Here is a 20,075-nt window from a genome sequence, read left to right on the forward strand (position 1 = left end):
CCTCACTAACGGTGAGCAGTTCGAACTGCGCCCCGTGGCCGTGAACGCCGTCAAGGTCGGCGAAGCCCTGCTGCGCATCGTTGCGCGTCAGGCTGGCGTCGTGCAGCCCGTGATGGCCGACACCGCCGAGGCGCACGCCAGCGCCAGCGTGCGCATCACCCATCGCGGCGGTTTGCATGCCCGGCCCGCCGCGCTGATCCGCAAGACCGCCCAGGGTTTCAGCAGCCTGTCGCAGCTGCATTTCGCCGGCAAATCGGCGTCGTGCGCCAGCCTGATCGGCTTGATGGGGCTGGGCATTGGTGAACAGGATGAAGTGCAGGTCACGTGCCGTGGCCAGGATTGCGACGCGGCGCTGCAGGCACTGGTCGCCGCCCTTTCGCTCACCACTGCCGAAGCCGTACAGGCCCCGGTGATAGCCGCTGCGCGTCCAGTCAACCGTGAAGCAGGCGTATTGCAAGGGGTGTGCGCCGCGCCGGGCCTGGTCTGCGGGCCGTTGTTCCGGCTCAACAGCATCGAGTTGCCAGAAGACCCACGTAACCATGCGCGCCATGAGCAGTTGCAGCACCTGGACAGCGCCCTGGAACAGGTGCGCGGCGAAATCCGCAATACCCTGGAGCACGCCCGCCAGCGCCAGGCCGTCGAGGAAGAAGAGATCTTCGCCGCCCACCTGGCGCTGCTGGAAGACCCGACCCTGCTGGAGGCCGCCACCGCTGCCATCGAGCACGGCAGCGCCGCCACCCATGCCTGGCGCGATGCGATCCAGGCCCAATGCGCGGTGTTGCTGGGCTTGGGCAAGCCGTTGTTTGCCGAACGTGCCAACGACCTGCGGGACTTGCAGCAACGGGTGCTGCGCGCACTGCTGGGCGAAGCCTGGCAGTTCGAATTGCCCGCCGGCGCGATTGTTGTCGCCCATGAGCTGACGCCTTCGGACCTGCTGCAACTGAGCGCGCAAAACGCGGCCGGTATCTGCATGGCCGAAGGCGGCGCCACGTCCCATGTGGCGATCCTAGCCAGGGGCAAAGACTTGCCCTGCGTGGTGGCGCTGGGCAGTGAAGTATTGGCAATAACCCAAGGGCAACGGGTGGTGCTGGACGCCGCCAATGGGCGCCTGGAACTCAACCCGGACGATGCCCGCCACGCCCAGGTCCACCAGATCCGCGATGCGCAGAAACAGCGGCGCCAGCTGCAACAGGCCCAGGCCCATGCTGCCGCCAGCACCCTGGATGGCGTGGGCATTGAAGTGGCCGCCAATGTCGCCTCCAGCAGCGAGGCGCAGATTGCCTATGACAACGGCGCCGATGGCGTGGGTCTGTTGCGCACCGAGTTTCTGTTTGTCGACCGCCGCACCGCGCCCGATGAACAGGAACAGCGCCAGGCCTATCAAGCGGTAATGGACGCCATGGGCGACAAATCGGTGATCATCCGCACCATTGATGTCGGCGGCGACAAGCAACTCGACTACCTGCCCTTGCCCGCCGAAGCCAATCCGGTACTGGGCCTGCGCGGTATTCGCATGGCCCAGGTGCGCCCGGAACTGCTCGACCAGCAACTGCGTGCCCTGCTGCAGGTCAGCCCATTGCAACGTTGCCGGATCCTGTTGCCGATGGTCAGTGAAGTCGACGAGTTGCTGCACATTCGCCAGCGCCTCGATGAACTGTGCGCCGAACTGCAACTGACCCAGCGCCCGGAACTGGGGGTGATGATCGAAGTCCCGGCCGCCGCGCTGATGGCTGAGCAACTGGCCGAGCACGCGGACTTTTTGTCGATCGGCACCAATGACCTGTCCCAGTACACCCTGGCCATGGACCGCGACCACGCCGGCCTCGCCGCGCGGGTCGATGCGTTGCACCCGGCGCTGCTGCGCCTGATCGCCCAGACCTGCAGCGGCGCGGCTAAACACGGGCGCTGGGTCGGTGTGTGCGGTGCCCTCGCTTCCGACCCGCTGGCCACCCCCGTGCTGGTGGGCCTGGGGGTGCGGGAGCTGTCCGTCAGCCCGCCGCAGATTGCCGCCATCAAAGACCGCGTGCGTCACCTCGACGCCGCGCAATGCCGGCAACTGAGCCAGGCCCTGCTCAACCTGAGCAGCGCCGGCGCCGTGCGCCAAGCCTGCCAACACCATTGGCCGTTGAGCTGACAACAACAAGAAAAAGGAGACTCGCCATGTACCAATTGTTTATCGAAGGCCTGCAACGCCTGGGCCGTGCGCTGATGCTACCCATCGCCATCCTGCCGATTGCCGGCCTGCTGCTGCGCCTGGGTGACACCGACCTGTTGAACATCGCGGTGATGCACGACGCCGGGCAAGCGATCTTTGCCAACCTGGCGCTGATCTTCGCCATCGGCATCGCCGTGGGCTTTGCCCGCGACAACAACGGCACCGCCGGACTGGCCGGAGCCATTGGCTACCTGGTGATGGTCTCCACCCTCAAGGTCATGGACAGCACCATCAACATGGGCATGCTCGCCGGGATCGTCAGCGGGCTGATGGCCGGGGCCCTGTACAACCGCTTCAAGGACATCAAGCTGCCGGAGTACCTGGCGTTCTTTGGCGGGCGACGCTTTGTGCCGATTGTCACCGGGTTCTCGGCGGTGGGCCTGGGGGTGATCTTCGGCCTGATCTGGCCGCCGGTGCAGCACGGCATCAACAGTTTTGGCGTGCTGCTGATGGAAAGCGGCAGCCTCGGCGCCTTTGTGTTCGGCGTGTTCAACCGCTTGCTGATCGTCACCGGGCTGCACCATATCCTCAACAACATGGCCTGGTTTGTGTTTGGCAGCTTCACTGATCCGGCCACCGGCGCAGTGGTCACCGGCGACCTGACCCGCTACTTTGCCGGCGACCCCAAAGGCGGCCAGTTCATGACCGGCATGTTCCCGGTGATGCTCTTCGGCCTGCCCGCCGCGTGCCTGGCGATGTACCGCAACGCCCTGCCGGAGCGGCGCAAGATCATGGGCGGGATCTTCCTGTCGATGGCCCTGACCTCATTCCTCACCGGGGTCACCGAGCCGATCGAATTCGCCTTTATGTTCCTCGCGCCGTTCCTGTACCTGCTGCATGCGCTGCTCACCGGCCTGTCGATGGCGGTCACCAACCTGCTGGATATTCACCTGGGCTTTACCTTCTCCGGTGGGTTCATCGACATGGTCCTGGGCTGGGGCAAATCCACCAATGGCTGGCTGGTGATCCCGGTGGGCCTGGCCTACGCGGTGATCTACTACAGCGTGTTCAATTACTGCATCCGTCGCTTCAACCTGAAGACCCCTGGCCGTGAAGATATCCAGGTGGTACAGGCCGAAGCGATGAGTGATAACCAGCGGGCCAGTGCCTATATCCGCGCCCTGGGCGGCGCCGACAACCTGCTCAGCGTCGGCGCCTGCACCACCCGTCTGCGCCTGGACATGGTCGACCGTAACAAGGCCGTGGACGCCGAGCTCAAGGCCCTGGGGGCGATGGCCGTGGTGCGCCCTGGCAATGGCGGCAGCTTGCAGGTGGTGGTGGGGCCGATGGCCGACAGCATTGCCGATGAGATTCGCTTGGCCATGCCGACAGCCGGCCAGCCCTCGCCCTCATCCCCCAGCCCTCAGCCCGCGGTGGCCAACGTTGCCCCGCCCCAGGCCGAACAATGGCTGAACGCACTGGGCGGCGGCGACAATGTGCTGCAGCTCGATTGCGTGGCCATGACCCGTCTGCGCCTGCGCCTGGCCGATGACCGGGCATTGTCGGAATCCCAGCTCAAGACCCTTGGTTGCCAGGGCATCAGCCGGCTCGACGGCGGTATCTGGCACCTGCTGGTAGGCGAGTCGGCCCAGGGCTTGAGCACTGCCCTCAAGGCCCTTGCCAGCCGCGACCCGGTGCGTACCGGGGCCTGAGCCCGCTACTTATCTACCGCCCTGCCCAAGGCACGGCTGCCCATGCTGAGGGTTCTTATCCTCAGCATGGAGAGCGTGCCTGTGAGCACCACATCCCCAACCTTTGAAGGCATCAAAGGCCACCTCAATCAGATCGGTCATCACCTGCTTCAAGTCGATGCGCCGCTAGTGCCCGAACACAAACCCTCTGCTGCACTGGCCTATCTGGAAAAACTCAACGGCATGCTGATGTCCTATCGGCAGCTGTATCTGAACAAGAGCCGGCCGCTCTACCGAGGGCTTACCCAGAGCAACCTGGCCAGCCGCGTGGCAACGCTCAAGACCAAGCTCAACGTCCATCTGCAGCACCTCGACCGCTATGAGCAGATAGATGGCAAGCCACGCAAATCCTTTATGACCTTTGAAGCCGGGTACGTCGCCCTGGCCCATGCAACAACCCTCAGTGCCGAGGACCGCCTGTTGCACCCGCAACAGCAGGCCTTGCTTGGGCGTATAGCGCAGGGCATAACGCTGCGCCCAGGACTGTATGCGCTGACCTTGCGTTATCAGGAGCAGAGCGTCGAGCTGGCGGGGGCCTTTGTGGTGACCGAGAAATCCAGCCCGGTGCCCAGCGATCTGAGTTCTGCCCTGCCCCTGGGTGAGGTAATTCTGTTTACCCCCACCCGCGGGATCGAGTGCCTAGGCTCCCTGGCGCACCTGAATACGCACTTGCGCCAAGGCATGGACGATGCCGAGCAACGGCGCGACTTCATGCAACTGCTGCCCGTGCGTTATCGCGATATAACACCGGCCGCGATCTGGCCGCTGGAATTGACGCCGATCGACAAGACCCCGCTGTTTGAACACACCGACGCCGCCCTGATCGCCAAGCGCACCCAGGACATCGAGCGGGCGCTGAGCCTGGTCGACAATCCGCAGCCGTCAGCCGCTCAACTGATCAGTGACCTGGATCGCGCCATCAGCGCCTCTGTGCCGGACATCAGCCCACGCCTGGCATGGCGTGCCCGCCGCTTGCTGGAGCGCTACCTGCGCCAGAGCGCACCGGACTGGTACCGCAGCGCCAGTGCAGACCGTCGGGCCACACTCGCCACCCACTTGGCGAGCTACAACGAGGCACGCCAGCACCTGCTCGACCTGCTGAGTCCGGTCACCAGCCCCGAGGCGCTGGCCCGCTACCAACTGCTCGAACGCCTGAGCGATGAGCTGGACATCCACGACCTGCTGCCCGAACACCTGGTGATCAACACCCGGCGCTACGTGGAGCCCATCGGCGAGTACGAACATGACCGCAACCTGATCGAGCTGGCCCTGCGCGGCCTGCAAACCGGCGATGCACTGGCGGGCTCGGACTTCCTCAACAAAACCACACTCACCTACCGGGATGGCGCGCTGCCCAAGGCCTATCGGGACCTGACACCCGCCTGGCTGGCGCAGACGCTGAGCACCCTGCAGCCACGTATCGACTTTGCCGACGCCCAGCAGCAGATGCACGGCAAACCCGCCGTCAGCCGGGCAATCGAACAGATGCTCGACCAGCGGATCAACGCGCTGGCCTACACCGCCTTGCTTCAGGGGCACCTCACTGAAGAGGACTTCCAGTTGGTGCAGAGCCTGCGCCAAGGCACCGACCCGCGCCTGAGCGCCGCCACCCTGTCGCTGCACGAAGCCCAGTTGCAGGATATGTGGGTGCTGCGCCAGACCGATGCCAACGGCAGCGTGATCCGTGTGCTGTTATGCACCCCCGAGGCACCGCGCCAGCAGCAGCTTCAGGCATTCGACAGTGAGATCGCGTGCCAGAACCATATCCTCGGCTGGAGCCAGGACAGCGGCGGCCTCACCGACTACCTGATCAAGCGGGTTGCCCTGCGTTTTCGCGATGCAATGAAACAGGTATTGACGGGCCTGAGCTTCAAGTTTCACGCCCGGGAATACACACAGATCCGCTTTGGCAATATCGGCAAGCATGCCGACTGCCTCCAGGCCATGTCGGCCCATGTCCTGGCAACCCGGGTCGATGACTATGAATTCGGCACCCCGAACTGGTATCGCTCCACCAGCGTCGACAACCGCCAGAAACTGCTGAAACTGGCGCAAGACAGCGAAGGTGCACTGCAGGCCTACAACGACTTCCCGTTGTCCGATGCACAGGTTCCCAGCTTCTCCACCTACGTGCACGAACGGGCCAGAGAACGCCTGAACGAACTGCTCGGACGCCATCAGAACGACATCGACCCCGATACGGTCTGGGCCTTCTCGCCCCCGGCGCTGCTCGCCTCATGGACCCCCACCCCCCTGACCTACACCCAGCTGTACCGCGATGGCTACGCCGACGGCGTAGGCTTTCTTGACGCGAAATTTTCGCGCGCCGCTCGCTTCAAAGGCCCGCCCGGTGTTGACCTGAGCCCGCTGACCGCTGAAAAGGTCGCCCGCTCGATCACCGGCACCTGGGTTGGCCAACACTACATCAACGAAGTCAAACGCCGGCTGCTCAACGCCGGCAGTGCCGACTATGCCTTGCGGCGCAATGCCACCCTGAGCATTACCCAACGGCAGATGCAGAACGCCGCCCTGGAATGCCGCCTGCAAGGGCATATCGCCGGGGTCGATGGCGACTGGCTGGAACGCAGCATTGCCAGCATGGGCGATACCCGCACCGAGGTCCGTGGCACCTACGCCCTCCACCGCTTGCTGGTAGACGGCGAATGGGTGATCGATAACTTCCTCTTCAGCCACGCCGGTTTCCCGACGTTGCTTTACACCCCAAACGCCCCCGATGGCATCAGCTTTCGTGAGGCGCGACAGTTCAACTATCTGCTGAAAAAGACTCCCGGCATGGTCGGCTATTTCACCCTGCGGGTCGGTGCTCAATCCCAGGCGCGCGTACGCAACTTCCTGGAAGAGGCCAAGGCGCAATTACCCGAGGACTTGAACAAAACCTCCGTGAGTCCGCCGCGCTACGACTCGACCCACGGGCAAACCCCATTACTGGATCTGCGCCAGGCGCTGTACGACATGAAGCAGCAGCGCAAGATTGACGACGTTGAAGGCACCACGGCGAATCGCAGCCAGATGATCAGCAGTATTCTGTGGACCTGCGTGGAGTGGGTCAGCGGTATCGCTACCGCGCCGTTCCCCACCCTCAGCCTGAGCCTGGGCATGCTGTTGGCATTCAAGGACGGCATGCTGGCGCTGCACGCCTATCAGCAGGGCGATACGGGGGCGGCCGTGGAACACTTGATCGGTTACGTGCTCAACAGCGCCGGGGCGGCCTTTACCGATCTGCGCCCGGCCCTGGTGTCGCTCAAACAACTGGTAAAACCGGCCGTGCGCCCGGCCACCGAGGCTGCGGCGGCGCTGAACGAGGTCTTGAAGCTGATCCAGCCACTAGAGCCCAAGCCGCTGGCGCTTGAGGACATGCAAGCCGTGCTGTTCGGTGACGAAGGCCTGTGGGCAAAAAAGACCCCCGACCCGATCGGCCGTTATTTGCTGTACCGCCTGGACCCGGCGACCGGCAGACTGGTTTCCACTACCCGCCTCGCCGCCCCCGATGCGCAAGGCGTCTGGCGGCGTACCGGGGTGACTGGCGGCGCGCCGAAATATGAAAAGCTGCCCGAGCCACCCGAGCCATTGAAGAACTATGAAATCCCGGCGAAGTACGCGGGCAAACTGGAGCTGGCCCTGAACCCGGATGTACGGGCCGGGATAGTGCAGCGAACCGAATGGGAGTTCGGCTCCCGGGACGTCGCACTGGAGAATGCTGCCCGAGACTTGAAAGCGGTGCGCGCCGCCTACTTGCAACAGGCCGAGCAACTGACAGCCGACGCCCGCCACTTTTTCAAACATCTCGCCCCACTACCAGCCCGCACCGATGTGCCGGCCATCGGCGCCGACACGTCCTTCTCGCAATGGATCGCCAGCAATGCCTTTGCCGGGAACAAGCCCCTGGTCATCGGCGCGATACCCGGCTCCATTGCCGCTAAACAACTGCTGATCACGCAGATGGACAGCTTGCTCAACCAAGGCTTCAAACACCTGTACATCGAGCACCTGCCAGCCGATATATTCCGGGCGAAACTGGAGAAGCTGAACAGCGGGAAATCCTGGCAACATATCCAACGGCACCTGAAAACCATCGATACCGCCTTGGGTTTTGCCGAGAATGCCGAATACTCCTACGTGGCCCTGGTGCGCAAGGCCCAGGCAAAGGGCATGAAGATCAGGGCCCTGGACGCATCCACCTCCTATCTACTGGATGACGTCCTGCAAATGGCCGACACCCCGACCACCACGCCCCGGGACAACGGGATCAGGAACTTCTACTCCCACAAAGCCCTCGAGACCGACGCCATCGGCACACCCGGTGAGCGCTGGGTGGCCCTGGTGGATTCATCGCGCCTGCGCACTTTCGATGACACCCCCGGCCTGGCCGACTTGCAAGGTGCCGTTGCCCTGCGGGTGGACGACGTGGCCCCGGGCCAACCCGTGGGGATCTGGCTCGACACCGCCGGTGCCATTGCGGGCGATCCCTTGGCCAAGGGCGATTACCGCCTGGCCCTGCAGACCGCGTACAAGGCACCCGAACCCGCAGCGTCGTCCAGCGCGGCGACTGCCGCGGTCGTGACGCATTACAGCGACTACGACATTCCCCTACCGCTCAGGGACAACCTTGCGCAACAGATCGTCGCCCACCGCGGGTTGGACAGCCGCTACTTTGCGCTGAATCCGCACGAGCGCGAAGCATTCCAGGCCTTCCAGAGCGCCAGGGATCGCCTGAGTAGCGATGCCCAGGCCTACCTGGCCAGCCAGGTACCGCCGGCAAGGCCAGACCCGGCCGAACTGGCCGCCCACACGACCCCAGAGGCATTTCTGGAAAAACTGCGTCAAAGCGAGTTCCCGGGACTGATCCTTGGTGAAGGGCACCAGGAGCAATCCAGCAAGCGCTGGCTGCGCGACCACATGAAAAAACTCAAGGAACTGGAGTTCAAGACGCTGTACGTCGAACACCTGCTGACCGATATGCATCAGGCGGACCTGGACATGTTCCTCAGTACGCAACGGCTGCCGGACACACTCAAGCGCTACCTCACACGGCTGGATCGCGGCCATATGCCAGGCTACAACGGCGACGATACCTACACCGAAGTCATCCAGGTGGCGGCCAGGCATGGCCTGCGCATCCGGGCCCTGGACTGCACGGCCAGTTACCACGTCAAGGGGCTGCGGGACACGGTGCAGTCGCGCAACCAGATGTTCAGCTACTTCGCATCGCAGGTGATCAAGGCCGACCAGGCGGCCCACGGACCGCATAAATGGCTGGCCTTCATCGGCAGCGCCCACACCAACATCAACCTGGGGGTGCCCGGCCTGGCGGAGCTGCAAGGCGCCGTCAGCCTGCAAATCCGGGACACGGCCCCGGCACTGGCGCAGAACATTCGCCCCGGCACCTGGGAGACGTTTGCCGAAGGCCTGACGCCTTACACCCGAGCCCTGCGCAGCGATTTCATCCTGGACGCCGGCGTAGAAGGCATCAAGGCCCCCTCCCCCTTCGTCCCCGCGGACAGGACACGCCTGAACCGTCCCGGCCTGTTCCTGATCGAACGCCCGTCGCCGGCGCAGAGCAACCTGCTGCATCGTTCCCGCAGCGGGGAAATCGTCTCGACACCGATCAAGGTCGACCACAACGGCCTGTTTTATGTCGAGCGCTGGGAGCCGATGCAGGGCAAGCGGTTCGGCTACGAAAACCTGTTGATCAGCGCCTTGAAGGCTGAAGTGGGGCTGGTGCCCGCACCGTGAGTGATTGAGGCTTGCCCATGGCGGCATGATCGCCCACAAAAAAACCCGCTGGCCAAGTCGGCCCAGCGGGTTTTCTGTCTACAGCCGGCCGATCAGAAATCCGCCAGCTGCCACACCTCATAAGCCGGTGTTTCATAGGGGTGGCTGAGCTTCAACGCAGCGACAACTGCCTTGATCAACTCATCAGCCACCACCAGCTCGACCTTCCATTCTTCAACCACTTCGACCTGGCCCACCTGCCCGATAAACGGCTGGCTGCCGTCCATCGGGCGGAATTGGCCCTGGCCCAGCACTTGCCAGGCACAGCTGTCGTAGTCGCCGATGCGCCCGCCACCGGCCGCGAAGACGGCGCTTTTCACCGCCTCCACATGGCTGTCGGGCACAAAGAAGCTGAGCTTGTACACGGCCTTAGTTCACCCACACACGAGCGTTACGGAACATGCGCATCCACGCACCGTCTTCGTTCCACTCTTCCGGGCGCCACGAGTTCTGCACCGCGCGGAACACACGCTCCGGGTGCGGCATCATGATGGTCACACGACCGTCGCGGCTGGTCAGCCCGGTGATCCCGCGCGGCGAGCCGTTCGGGTTGGCCGGGTAGTTTTCGGTGACCTTGCCGTGGTTGTCGACAAAGCGCAGGGCCACGGTGCCGGACAGGTCGGCTTCGAGCAGCGCTTCTTCGCTGGCGAACTCGGCATGGCCTTCACCGTGGGCAATGGCGATTGGCATGCGCGAACCGGCCATGCCTTGCAGGAAGATCGAGTTCGATTCCTGCACCTGCACCATGGCCACACGGGCCTCGAACTGCTCGGAACGGTTACGCACGAAGTGCGGCCAGAACTCGCTGCCCGGGATCAGTTCGTGGAGGTTGGACATCATCTGGCAACCGTTGCACACACCCAGGGTGAAGCTGTCGTTACGCTCGAAGAAACCCTGGAACGCATCGCGGGCACGGCTGTTGAACAGGGCCGACTTGGCCCAGCCTTCACCGGCACCCAGCACGTCGCCGTAGGAGAAACCGCCGCAGGCCACCAGGCCCTTGAACTCATTGAGGTCAACACGACCGGCGAGGATATCGCTCATGTGCACGTCAATCGCATTGAAGCCGGCACGGTCGAACGCGGCCGCCATTTCCACCTGGCCGTTGACGCCCTGCTCACGCAGCACGGCAACCTGTGGGCGGATGCCTTTCTTGATGTACGGCGCGGCAATGTCCTGGTTGACGTCGAAGCTGAGCTTGGTGCTCAGGCCCGGGTTGTCTTCTTCCAGGATCACGTCGAATTCCTGCTCGGCACAGGCGACGTTATCGCGCAGGCGCTGGATCTGGTAGCTGGTCTCGGCCCACTGGCGTTGCAGCAGGCGGCGCTGGCCTTCAAACACGGTGTCGCCGTTGAACACGATGTTGATCACACCGTTGTTGATCGGCTGGCCGACCACGGCCACGCAGTCGCCCAGGCCAGCGGCGCTGAACTGTGCAAGCACGTCCGGGGTGGCGTCCTGGCGCACCTGGATGACCGCGCCCAATTCTTCGTTGAACAGGATGGCAGCGATGTCAGCGGAAGTTTCCGCCAGGCCGTCGAGGTTCAGGCTCAGGCCGCAGTGACCGGCGAAAGCCATTTCCACGACGCTGGTCAGCAAACCACCGTCGGAACGGTCGTGGTAAGCCAGCAGGTGGCCATCGGCATTCAGGCCCTGGATCACGGCGAAGAAGGCTTTGAGGTCTTCGGCGTCATCGACGTCCGGCGCCTGCTTGCCGAGCTTGCCGTGGGTCTGGGCAAGGATCGAGGCGCCCATGCGGTTCTGGCCACGACCGAGGTCGATCAGGATCAGGTCGGTGGTGCCCTTGTCCATGCGCAGTTGCGGGGTCAGGGTCTGGCGGACATCGGTGACTGGCGCAAAGCCGGTGACGATCAGCGACAGCGGCGAGGTAACGCTCTTGTCGGTGCCTTCATCGTTCCAACGGGTGGCCATGGACATGGAGTCCTTGCCCACCGGAATGGTGATCCCCAGTTCCGGGCACAGCTCCATGCCGACTGCCTTGACGGTGTCGTACAGGCGCGCATCTTCACCGGGGTGGCCGGCAGCGGACATCCAGTTGGCCGACAGCTTGATATCGGACAGCTTGCCAATACGCGATGCGGCGATGTTGGTGATGGTTTCACCAATGGCCATGCGGCCCGACGCCGGGGCGTCCAGCAGGGCCAGCGGGGTACGCTCGCCCATGGCCATGGCTTCACCGGTGTACACATCAAAGCTGGTGGCGGTCACGGCAACGTCAGCCACCGGCACCTGCCAAGGGCCGACCATCTGGTCACGGGCAACCAGACCGGTGATGGTGCGGTCGCCGATGGTGATCAGGAAGCTTTTGCTCGCCACGGCCGGGTGGTGCAGCACGCGCTCGATGCTGTCGGTCAGGTCCAGGCTGCTTGGGTCGAAATCATCGCCCAGTTCGGCTTCACGTACCGCCGAACGGTGCATGCGCGGGGCCTTGCCCAGCAGCACTTCGAGGGGCATGTCCACCGGGCTGTTGCCGAAGTGGCTGTCGGTCACGGTCAGTTGCGGCTCGGCAGTGGCTTCGCCGACCACGGCAAACGGGCAACGCTCGCGTTCGCAGATGGCCTGGAAGCGCGCGAAGTCTTCAGGGCCGACCGCCAGTACGTAACGTTCCTGGGATTCGTTGCTCCAGATTTCGTGTGGGGCCATGCCCGGCTCGTCGTTTGGAATATTGCGCAGTTCGAAACGGCCGCCACGGTCGCCGTCATTGACCAGTTCCGGGAAGGCGTTGGACAAACCGCCGGCGCCGACGTCGTGGATAAAGCTGATGGGGTTCTTGTCACCCAACTGCCAGCAACGGTCGATGACTTCCTGGCAACGGCGTTCCATCTCAGGGTTTTCGCGCTGAACAGAAGCAAAGTCCAGGTCCGCCGAGCTGGTGCCGGTGGCCATGGAGGAAGCCGCGCCGCCGCCCAGGCCGATCAACATGGCCGGGCCGCCGAGCACGATCAGCTTCGAGCCGACGAGGATCTCGCCCTTCTGCACGTGGTCTTCACGGATGTTGCCCATACCGCCGGCCAACATGATCGGCTTGTGGTAACCGCGCACTTCATCGCCACGGGGGGTGGTGATGGACTGCTCGAAGGTACGGAAATAACCGGTCAGGGCCGGACGCCCGAATTCGTTGTTGAACGCGGCGCCGCCCAGCGGGCCTTCGATCATGATGTCGAGTGCGGTAACGATGCGCTCAGGCTTGCCGTATGGCACTTCCCACGGCTGTTCGAAGCCTGGGATCTGCAGGTTGGACACGGTGAAACCGGTCAGGCCCGCCTTGGGCTTGGCGCCACGGCCGGTGGCGCCCTCGTCGCGGATCTCGCCGCCCGAGCCGGTGGCTGCGCCCGGGAACGGGGCAATCGCGGTCGGGTGGTTGTGGGTTTCAACCTTCATCAGGATGTGCACCGGCTCCTGCACCGCGCCGTACTGGCGGGTTTCCGGGTCCGGGAAGAAACGGCCGGCGACAGAGCCGACGATCACCGAGGCGTTGTCTTTATAAGCCGACAGAACGCCTTCGCTGTGCATCACGTAGGTGTTCTTGATCATGCCGAACAGGCTTTTTTCCTGGCTCTGGCCGTCGATATCCCAACTGGCGTTGAAAATCTTGTGGCGGCAGTGCTCGGAGTTGGCCTGGGCGAACATCATCAGTTCGATGTCGTGGGGGTTGCGCTGCAAACCGTTGAAGGCGTTGACCAGGTAGTCGATCTCGTCTTCGGCCAGGGCCAGGCCCAGCTCGGTGTTGGCCTTCTCGAGGGCGGCGCGGCCACCGCCGAGCACGTCAATCGCGGTGAGCGGCTTGGGCTCGGCATGGCTGAACAGGCCGGCAGCCTGTTCCAGCTGGCTGACGATGATCTGGGTCATGCGGTCGTGCAGGCTGCTGGCAATCAGCTCGGCTTCGGCATCACTGAACTGGCCAGCCACGTAGAAGGCGATCCCGCGTTCCAGGCGCTGGATTTTTTCCAGGCCACAGTTGCGGGCGATATCGCTGGCCTTGCTCGACCAGGGCGAGATGGTGCCGAACCGTGGCAGAACCAGGAACAAGCGGCCAGTCGGCTCTTGAACGGGAACGCTGGGGCCGTACTTCAGAAGGCGTGCCAGCACTTGCTGTTCGTCGGCGGTCAAAACGCCGTTAACGTCGGCGAAGTGAGCAAATTCAGCATACAAGCCAGTGACAGCTGGAACCTTCTGGCTCAGTTGCTCAAGGAGTTTGCTGTGGCGAAAGGCAGAAAGGGCAGGAGCGCCGCGCAGGATCAACATCTTCGGGACAGCCTCGGGAAGGGGGTGTGCTTTGAGGCCGTGCATTCTAGCGTAAACCTGCGCCAACGGCACCCGAAACGGTGCCGCTGGCCGCTGCCGAACGTCAGTTGGCACAGATTGCACGGTATCGGGGCGTTTTCCAGGGTGGCCGACGCAGTTATTTTCACCCTCACCATTGCGCCCCAGGCCACGTTTCTGCGGGCTGCAGCACAGTTTCGCAGGCGCTAGCAGACAACTCCCATGCTGTCGAGATATGGCGCCGTGGGCCGTTTGCGTATACTGCCCAGATGTTCTCCCCAACTGCTTTGCGCCCGCGATGTGCCAAATGGCTCCTCGCCACCGGACTCTTCCTGATGCTCAGCGCCTGTGTTGATAAGCCCAGCACGCTCGAGCGAATCAAGGAGGATGGCGTATTGCGGGTGGTCACCCGAAACAGCCCGGCCACCTATTTCCAGGACCGCAACGGCGAAACCGGTTTCGAATACGAACTGGTCAAGCGCTTTGCCGACGACCTGGGGGTCAAGCTTGAAATCGAGACCGCCGACAACCTCGATGACCTGTTCGACCAGTTGGGCAAACCCGACGGTCCGGTATTGGCCGCCGCTGGCCTGGTCAGCAGCGAGCAGCGTAAACAACAGGTGCGCTTTTCCCATGCGTACCTGGAAGTCACCCCGCAGATCATCTATCGCAACGGCCAATCCCGCCCCACCAATGCGGCCGACCTGGTGGGCAAAAAGATCATGGTGCTCAAGGGCAGCACCCATGCCGAGCAACTGGCCGAGCTGAAAAAGCAGAATCCTGCGATTGAATACGAAGAGTCCGATGCCGTTGAAGTGGTCGACCTGCTGCGCATGGTCGATGAAGGGCAGATCGACCTGACCCTGGTCGACTCCAATGAAGTGGCGATGAACCAGGTGTACTTCCCCAACGTGCGGGTGGCCTTCGATCTGGGCAACGCCAGCAACCAGAGCTGGGCCGTGGCTGCCGGTGAAGACAACAGCCTGCTCAACGAGGTCAACAGCTACCTCGACAAGGTCGAGAAGAACGGCACCCTGCAGCGCCTCAAGGATCGTTATTACGGGCATGTGGATGTACTGGGGTACGTCGGCGCCTACACCTTTGCCCAGCACTTGCAGCAGCGCCTGCCCAAGTACGAGAAGTTCTTCAAGACCTCGGCCAAGGAAGAAAAGGTCGATTGGCGACTGCTGGCAGCCATTGGTTACCAGGAATCGCTGTGGCAACCGACCGTCACTTCCAAGACCGGCGTGCGCGGCCTGATGATGCTGACCCAGAACACCGCCCAGGCCATGGGCGTGTCCAACCGCCTGGACGCGCGGCAGAGCATCAAGGGGGGCGCCAAGTACCTGGCGATGATCAAGAACGAACTGGACGACAAGATTCTCGAACCTGACCGCACCTGGTTTGCCCTGGCGGCCTATAACGTCGGCGGCGGTCACCTGGATGACGCGCGCAAGCTGGCGCAAAAGGAAGGCCTGAACCCGAACAAGTGGCTGGACGTGAAGAAAATGCTGCCGCGCCTGTCGCAGAAGCAGTGGTACAGCAAGACCCGCTACGGCTACGCCCGGGGCGGCGAGCCGGTGCACTTCGTGGCCAACATCCGCCGTTATTACGACATCCTGACCTGGGTGACCCAGCCGCAGCTGGAGGGCAACCAGATGGTGGAAGGCAACCTGCATGTGCCGGGCGTGGACAAGACCAAGCCGCCGCAAGATACCCCCCAACTCTGACCCCCGGGAACGATCAGACAGCACAAAACCCAATGTGGGAGCGGGCTTGCCCGCGATAGCGGTGGGTCAGTTGATGAGTATTTGACTGACCCACCGCTATCGCGGGCAAGCCCGCTCCCACATTTATTTTGTGGTGTTCTACAGGCCAGTGATCAGATGCACCACCCCGCCCGCCAGCACCATCACCGCCGTGATACCCGCCGTCTTCAGCGCCGCCTCGTCCACTAGCGCCGGGTCCTGTAGCTGCACGCGGGTCCGCGTCAACGCCACCCGCTGCTGCGTCTTGAGATTCGCCGCCCCGCCCAATGCACTCAGCACCGCCGGCGCCAACATGCCGTCAGCCTTCGGCTCGGCAACCAGCGTTTCCGCCACCAGGTCCGGGGTCAGGGCTTTCCAGAACGCCTGCTGCAATTTCTCGAACATATTCAGTTCTCCACAACCAATGAGGTTTCGACGGTTGCTGCGTGGTACAGGCTCAGGGCCTCGCGCACCTGGGCGGCCTCTTCCAGATTCAACACCTGGTGGGCGATCAGTTGGCAGTCCGCCAGGTCCAGGTCACGCACGGTGGCCTTGATACTCGGGATCAACGGTACGCTGACAGACAACTCGTCCACCCCCAGCCCGATCAACATCGGCACCGCCAGTGTTTCGGATGCCAGCGCGCCACACACACCCACCCACTTGCCATGGGCATGGGCGGCCTTGACCGTGGTGGCGATCAGGCGCAGCACCGCCGGGTGAAAGCTGTCGGCCTGGCTGGCCAGGCGCGGGTGGTCGCGGTCCATGGCCAGGGTGTATTGGGTCAGGTCATTGGTGCCGATCGAGAAAAAATCCACATGGGGCGCAAACACATCCGCCATCAATGCCGCCGACGGCACCTCAATCATGATCCCCAGCTTCGGCAGCTCGGTAAGCCCCAGGTTCAGCGCTTCCTCTTCGAGGATCTGCCGGGCCTGATGCAGCTCCGACAACAGGCTGACCATCGGCAACATGATATGCAGCCGCGCCAGGCCCGCGCTGGCAAGGATTGCGCGGAACTGCTCGCGCAACAGTTGCGGGCGCTCCAGGCACAGGCGAATGCCGCGCAGGCCAAGAAAGGGGTTGGTCTCGCTGTCCATCGGCACATAGGCCAAGGGTTTGTCACCGCCCACATCCAGCGTGCGTACCACCAGATTGCGCTCGGTGCCCAGGACACCGGCAATGGCGCTGTAGGTCTGGGCCTGTTCCTGCGGGCTCGGCGCGCGGTTGCGGTCCAGGTAGAGAAACTCCGAGCGCAACAGCCCGACCCCCTCAGCCCCCAGGACCAGGGCTTGCTGAACCTCCTGCAGCGAGGCGACGTTGGCGGTCACCTCAATATGATGACCATCGCGAGTGATGGCGGCCAAGGCGGCCTGCTGCAGATCGCGCTGGCGGCGCACAACCTGCTGCTCGCGCGCAGCCCGCAGCGTCTCGATCACTGCCAGGTCCGGGTCGAGGTGCAGTTCGCCTTTGTCGGCGTCCAGCAACACGGGCTTGCCATCGGGCAACGCCAGGACCTGGGCCGGCACACCGCACATCGCCGGCAAGCCCAGGGCGCGAGCAAGAATGGCGACGTGGCTGGTGGCCCCTCCGGCCACGGTGATAAACCCCAGCACCTTGCCCGGATCGAGGCTGGCGGTTTGCGAAGGGGTCAATTGCTCGGCAATCAGGATGGCCTGCTCCGGCAACTCCCAGGCGCCGTCTTGAACCCCGAGGATCAGCTTGAGCACACGCTGGCCAACATCCGCCATGTCGGCGGCGCGTTCGGCCAGCAGGGGGCTGCCTGATTGCTCGAACAGCCCGGCGGTAGCGAGTGTGGCGCTGTTCCAGGCAAACGCGGCGCTCTTGCCTTTGGCGAGCAGGGCGTGGGCTTGTTCAAGCAGGGTCGGGTCTTCGAGCAATTCCTGATGGGCACGGAAAATCTCTACCTGGGCACTGCCGCCGGGCTTGTCCTGCAACGCCTGCAGCGCCTGGGTTGCAGCGCGCAAGCCACGTTCCAGGGTGGCCCGTTCCAGCGCCTCGCCAGCCCCCTCTTCAGGCACATTCAGCTGCGGCTCGGCCACCTGCACCACTTGGCCAAACGCCGAACCGGGCGACGCACAGACGCCGCGCAACACGCTCGCCGACGACAACGGCGCGACCGGTTTAACCTCCTCGGCCAGCACCGCTACGGTTTCGCCACAGCCCTCCAGCAACAGCGCGACCAGCGCCTGAATCGCCGCCTCGGCGTCCTGCCCCGCGGCGCTGACTTGCAAGGTATCGCCCTGCACCGTCTGCAACGCCATGATCGCCACCAGGGACTTGGCGTTGGCGCTCTGGGTTTGCTTGTGCAGGCAGATGCTCGCATTGAAGCCCTTGGCCGCCTGGGCCAGCACCGCCGCCGGGCGGGCATGCAGGCCGTTGGCATTGGGCAACGTGAGGGGTTTGGAAAACAGTGCGTCGCCCTCCTCTTCCTCGTCGTTGGCCGCACGGATTACCGGGGTCACCCGCAGCAACGGTTGCCCGGCGGTGACTAGCCCGGTGTCCGTCGCCAGCAGCACAAATGGCTCGCCGCTGACCACCAGCATCAGGGTCAGCAAGCTGCGGGCATGGAGCGCGATAAAGTCGGCATCAAACTCGATCAACGGCTGACCTGCCTCAACCCGCTGGCCTTCCTCGACCAGCCGGGTGAAACCCTTGCCCGCCAGGTTCACGGTATCCAGGCCGATATGCATCAGCACCTGCACGCCGTAGTCGTCGGTGACGCTGACCGCATGCCCACTGTCCTGGACATTGCTGATCACCCCGGCCAGCGGCGCGCAGAGGGTCTGCGAGGTGGGGTCGATACACACGCCATCGCCGATCAGGCGACTGGAGAACACCGGATCCGGCACCTGGTCCAGGGGCAACAGCACACCCGCCAGGGGCGCCAGCAGTTCCAGGGGTTGAGTTGTGGTCATGACATCACCTGCTGTTTGGTTCTGTAAAAATCATCGGCCGAGTACAAATCCCGGGGTGAAATGGGCCCCAGTGGGAGCTGGCTTGCCTGCGATTGCATCAATGCGGTTGCACTGGAACACCGAGCCGCCGGTATCGCGGGCAAGCCCGGCTCCCACATAAAGCCGGTGTTTATTTCCACCAGTATTCGACCTGCACACCGAAGTTGGAGCCATGCCGCGCGGTGCCATAGGAGCCGGTGTCGGACAACGCCGAACCCGCCGCCAGTTCGTTGGCCGCACGCTTGGCCGCTTCGTTCCAGGTGGCATAGGTGTAGTACAAACGCACCTCCGGCCGCGCCCAGAAATCCGGGCCTTTGGGCGACCAGGTCGGGGCGAAGGTGAATTTGCTGAGTTTGCGTGTGCCGCCGCTGGCGTCGACCTGATCATGCCCCAGTTCGGTGACCAGCTTGAACTGCTCGCTGATGGCATACGCCGGGCGCACACCGATGGACATCCAGGTCTGGTCCTGGCTGCCGGGGCGCACGTCTTTCTGGTACACCGCCTCGACCTGGCCGCCAAAACGCGGGGTCACTTGCCAGTCGAAAAACTCCACCGCGCGGTAGCTTTTGCTGCTGCGCTCCAGTGCCGTGTTGCCGGTGTAGCCAAGGCCAGTGCCCGGCCCTTCGCCGTACTGCAGGGCGAACTTGTTCTTGCCACCGAGGAACGCGGCCTGCACATGCTGCGCAGTGAGGGCCCAGCCACTGTGGGTGTCGCGCCCGCCCGCCTGTTCGATATAGCTCAGGCCCAGCTCCAGCTCGCCGCCGGGGTTGGTCTTGAAGCCTGCGACGTTGAAGTCGTGACGGGTGGCGTATTCCTTCTGGTACAGGTTGTCCTTGCGCGACAGGGCGTAGCTGTATTTCAGATCGCCGATCAGCACGTCCTCGATGCCGCCGCCGGTGGCGCTCTGGTTCCAGTAGTAGAAGTCGGAAATATGGATGTCATTACGTTTGTAGTAGCGCCGGCCGGCCCACAATGAGCCGCCATTGAGGCTAGGCATATTCGACCACTGCGCATACATCTGCGGCATGCGCGCCGAGCCGTTGTTTTCGCCCTGGAACTTCAGCTCGCGGTCGTACTTGTTGTACAGCGAGGCCATGGCATCCACGCTCAGCACCGAGCCGTCATCCAGGGTGAACAGGTCCTGGCGCAACTCCAGCTCGGCATATTGTTCGCATTCGTTGCCCAGGCGGTATTTGGATTGGGCGCCCGGCAGTTGGAAACATTGCTGCGGGCCGCTGCCGGTCGAGGTGCCGGCGCCGCTGCGCAGGTAGCCGGCAAATTCCAGGGCATGCGCCGCCAGGGGCAGGGTCAGACAGGATGCAACGAGGCCCAGCTTTATTGTTGTTTTCATGAAGCGCTCCATTAT

Annotated in this window: 9 protein-coding genes; 4 read left to right on the forward strand and 5 right to left on the reverse strand. The window is 63.6% G+C overall.

Annotation, left to right across the window (positions count from 1 at the left end):
• The 3 genes from ptsP (JFT44_RS13370) to JFT44_RS13380 form a co-directional block, all read left to right on the forward strand.
• On the forward strand, nt 1–2,134 hold a 2,134-nt coding region (gene ptsP / locus JFT44_RS13370), incomplete at its 5' end, for a phosphoenolpyruvate--protein phosphotransferase (RefSeq protein WP_198830798.1).
• Nucleotides 2,135–2,160: 26 nt separating this feature from the next.
• The gene (gene nagE, locus JFT44_RS13375; RefSeq protein ID WP_057960551.1) at nt 2,161–3,867 is read left to right on the forward strand and encodes an N-acetylglucosamine-specific PTS transporter subunit IIBC; all 1,707 of its coding nucleotides are present in this window, start codon (nt 2,161–2,163) and stop codon (nt 3,865–3,867) included.
• Between the two features lie 81 nt (nt 3,868–3,948).
• Entirely contained in the window at nt 3,949–9,660 is a 5,712-nt protein-coding gene (locus JFT44_RS13380; protein WP_198830799.1) for a membrane-targeted effector domain-containing toxin, read from the forward strand.
• A gap of 92 nt (nt 9,661–9,752) precedes the next feature.
• Here the strand turns inward: JFT44_RS13380 and JFT44_RS13385 are convergent, their stop codons facing one another.
• Both JFT44_RS13385 and purL read right to left on the reverse strand, forming a co-directional pair.
• Nucleotides 9,753–10,064, reverse strand: coding sequence for a hypothetical protein (locus JFT44_RS13385; RefSeq protein WP_057437975.1), 312 nt, complete (start codon nt 10,062–10,064; stop codon nt 9,753–9,755).
• Nucleotides 10,065–10,068: 4 nt separating this feature from the next.
• A complete protein-coding gene (purL, locus tag JFT44_RS13390; protein WP_115127489.1) occupies nt 10,069–13,965 on the reverse strand; it encodes a phosphoribosylformylglycinamidine synthase in 3,897 nt (1,298 codons plus the stop codon).
• Between the two features lie 287 nt (nt 13,966–14,252).
• Here purL and mltF point away from each other — a divergent pair, with 287 nt between their 5' ends.
• Complete coding sequence (mltF, locus tag JFT44_RS13395; RefSeq protein WP_057960554.1) at nt 14,253–15,713, forward strand: membrane-bound lytic murein transglycosylase MltF; 1,461 nt, start codon at nt 14,253–14,255, stop codon at nt 15,711–15,713.
• Nucleotides 15,714–15,851: 138 nt separating this feature from the next.
• On the opposite strand, the gene JFT44_RS13400 is transcribed toward mltF, so the two are convergent.
• From JFT44_RS13400 to JFT44_RS13410, 3 genes are all read right to left on the reverse strand, one after another.
• Complete coding sequence (locus JFT44_RS13400) at nt 15,852–16,136, reverse strand: PTS transporter subunit EIIB (protein ID WP_198830800.1); 285 nt, start codon at nt 16,134–16,136, stop codon at nt 15,852–15,854.
• A 2-nt stretch (nt 16,137–16,138) separates the two neighbouring features.
• Nucleotides 16,139–18,670, reverse strand: coding sequence for a phosphoenolpyruvate--protein phosphotransferase (gene ptsP, locus JFT44_RS13405; RefSeq protein WP_198830801.1), 2,532 nt, complete (start codon nt 18,668–18,670; stop codon nt 16,139–16,141).
• A 169-nt stretch (nt 18,671–18,839) separates the two neighbouring features.
• On the reverse strand, nt 18,840–20,060 hold the full coding sequence (locus JFT44_RS13410) for a carbohydrate porin (RefSeq protein WP_057444517.1): 1,221 nt from the start codon (nt 20,058–20,060) through the stop codon (nt 18,840–18,842).
• Nucleotides 20,061–20,075 lie beyond the last annotated feature (15 nt).

It is taken from the genome of Pseudomonas sp. MF5691 (genome assembly GCF_016405645.1).
GTDB classification, from domain to species: domain Bacteria; phylum Pseudomonadota; class Gammaproteobacteria; order Pseudomonadales; family Pseudomonadaceae; genus Aquipseudomonas; species Aquipseudomonas shahriarae.